Here is a 2405-nt window from a genome sequence, read left to right as displayed (position 1 = left end):
GTCGAGCACTACCGCCGCGGCCGCCGACCAAGTTTTCCTGCTGATCGGCGATGCGCCGTCGGCGTAAACGACCCGCACACCGACGGCCGCTGCAACCCGGTCGACCTCATTGCGCAATGCGGGTTGGGCTACCACGGCCAGGATTCCGCGAGCGCCGCCAGCTCCGGTAGAGGTGGTCATCGGGCCACCGTGCCCGGGCACGATCCGGGCCGCCAGTCACGAACGAGGATTTGTGGACAACGCGTGGTCTGCGCACAACTCGGGAGATGCGCCCGGCAAACCGCGGGGCCGCGGCAAGGGCCCTTACCCGACAAAAGGGACGACCCCCGCCAGGGGGGGAGGAGGCGAGGGTCGTCGTGTATCAGCCCCGGGGGGTCGGGCTGATGCACCCTCGGCTAAGCCGAGTACTGCTTACTATACACATGACAGCATCTAGCAGCGCAAGAGCTGTTTTTGTTCTGTGCACGGCGTTCAGCCGGCTCGCGGCTCGACGGTACGGCCGTCGCGAGCAACCGAACGGGGTTTGACCGGCTGTTTTGCGGGAGACGTCGCGTTTTGTCGCGTCGCCCCCCTATGCTGGGGCGGTGACCGTCCCGGACTCGGCCGCTGACCAGCAAACATCACCGCCCCGCACCGGTCGCACTCCTCGGACCGCCGCATTTTTCGATCTGGATAAGACGATCATCGCCAAGTCCAGCACGCTGGCGTTCAGCAAACCATTTTTTGCCCAGGGATTGATTAACCGGCGAGCGGTGCTCAAGTCCAGTTACGCCCAGTTTTTGTTCCTGCTGTCCGGCGCCGACCACGACCAGATGGACCGGATGCGCATCCACCTGACCAACATGTGCACCGGCTGGGATGTCGAGCAAGTCAAGTCGATTGTCAGCGAGACGCTGCATGACATTGTCACGCCGCTGGTGTTCGCCGAAGCCGCGGACCTCATCGCCAGCCACAAGCTGTGCGGCCGCGATGTCGTAGTGGTCTCGGCGTCCGGCGAGGAACTGGTGGCACCGATCGCGCGTGCGCTTGGCGCCACCCACGCGATGGCGACTCGCATGGTCGTCGAGGACGGCAAGTACACCGGCGAGATCGGGTTCTATTGCTACGGCGAAGGCAAGGTGCAGGCGATCCGCGAGTTGGCCGCGCGCGAGGGCTATCCGCTCGAGCATTGCTATGCCTACTCCGACTCGATCACCGATATGCCGATGCTCGAAGTCGTTGGGCATCCGAGCGTGGTGAATCCGGATCGCGCGCTGCGCCGGGAAGCGACCGCCCGCAGCTGGCCGGTGCTGGCGTTTTCGCGCCCGGTGTCGCTGCGCGACCGTATCCCGGCACCGTCGGGAGCCGCGGTCGCGACGACCGCCGCGGTGGGTGTTAGCGCACTGGCCGCCGGGGCGCTGACTTATTCGCTGCTCCGCCGGTTCTCGCTGTAGCGGCCCCGCCGCTTCAGCAAACGTGTCCGGTAACCGGGCGATATCAGTTCAGCTTTTTCATGGCATCCGAAAAGCAAAAGACTCTTGATGTGACCAGGGTCACGTAGTACAAAGGAGTCACGGAAGCCCGGTGAGGCCAAGATCGTTCCGGAAGAGAAGGTTCGATCTCCCTAATTGGGCGACCCAGCACGGTTCCCGGCACCCACGCGGAGTCACAGCCGCGAAGATGGCAGAAGTGTTGCGGGCCTGCGTAATTGCGAAGAGCGGACGGCGTCGACGGTCCTTTGGGTGGGATTGCAGCCGGAAGTGTCGCAAGATCGCCGAGGCCACCCACGCAGCCCAGAGTTGCACGCTTGGTAACCGGGTCCCGTGCTAGCGGGCGGCGAGCCGAAGTATTTCGGAGCGTCGCCCGCTTTGTCCGTCTGGACCAAGCCATCGAATCACTCCCGGTGATGCGGTTTCGGCAACCTAGTCAGTTAGTGATTCGGCGATCGACAACGCTTCCTGCGCGCCGTCGCGCATGGCGCGACAACAGAGCACTAACCATGCCGACATCCCGTTGGGAGTCCCGGCGGCGAACCCGCTGGCGGCGTCGCGATAGTCGGCGGCGCGGCGCATCCAGCTGACCTCCGGTACGCCCAGCCCGTGTGGGTCCAGGCCGGTGGCGATGGTGACCAGTCGGGCCACTGCCCGAGCCACCACTCCGTCGGCGCTGCCGAACGGTGCCATGGTCAGCAGCTCCCCATGGGCGACCGCGGCGATCACCGGCGCCGGCGCACCGGTACCCCCGGTGACGATCTTTGCGAGCAGCTCAAGGCGGGGTCCGACATCGGGGTCGGCGCGTGGCCTGCCCAACCGGCCCTCATCGACCCGGTCGGCGGCGGCGAGCATGTGCAGCCGCGCCAGCGCCTGCAGCGGCGCGCGCTGCCAGACGCCGACCAGCGGGGTCTCGCCGCCTTCCAGCGCCTGCGC

General features: G+C 66.2%; 2 protein-coding genes and 1 pseudogene. 1 reads left to right on the top strand and 2 read right to left on the bottom strand.

The annotated features are described in order from the left end of the window. Positions 1 to 180: pseudogene (locus WB785_RS07465) on the bottom strand (hypothetical protein); the annotation flags it as partial. Positions 181 to 584: 404 nt separating this feature from the next. On the opposite strand from WB785_RS07465, the gene WB785_RS07460 reads away from it, so the two are divergent. Continuing rightward, positions 585 to 1433, top strand: a complete 849-nt coding sequence (locus WB785_RS07460; protein ID WP_424078197.1) for an HAD-IB family hydrolase — start codon at positions 585 to 587, stop codon at positions 1431 to 1433. A gap of 468 nt (positions 1434 to 1901) precedes the next feature. Here WB785_RS07460 and WB785_RS07455 read toward each other — a convergent pair. Further along, positions 1902 to 2405 (bottom strand): oxidoreductase (locus WB785_RS07455; RefSeq protein WP_424078195.1); only part of this gene is annotated, 504 nt, incomplete at its 5' end.

This window comes from Mycobacterium sp., from assembly GCF_049585075.1.
In the GTDB taxonomy this organism is placed as follows: Bacteria; Actinomycetota; Actinomycetes; order Mycobacteriales; family Mycobacteriaceae; genus Mycobacterium.
The sequence above is the reverse complement of the archived record's forward strand: the minus strand, read 5'-3'. Positions and strand labels throughout refer to the sequence as shown.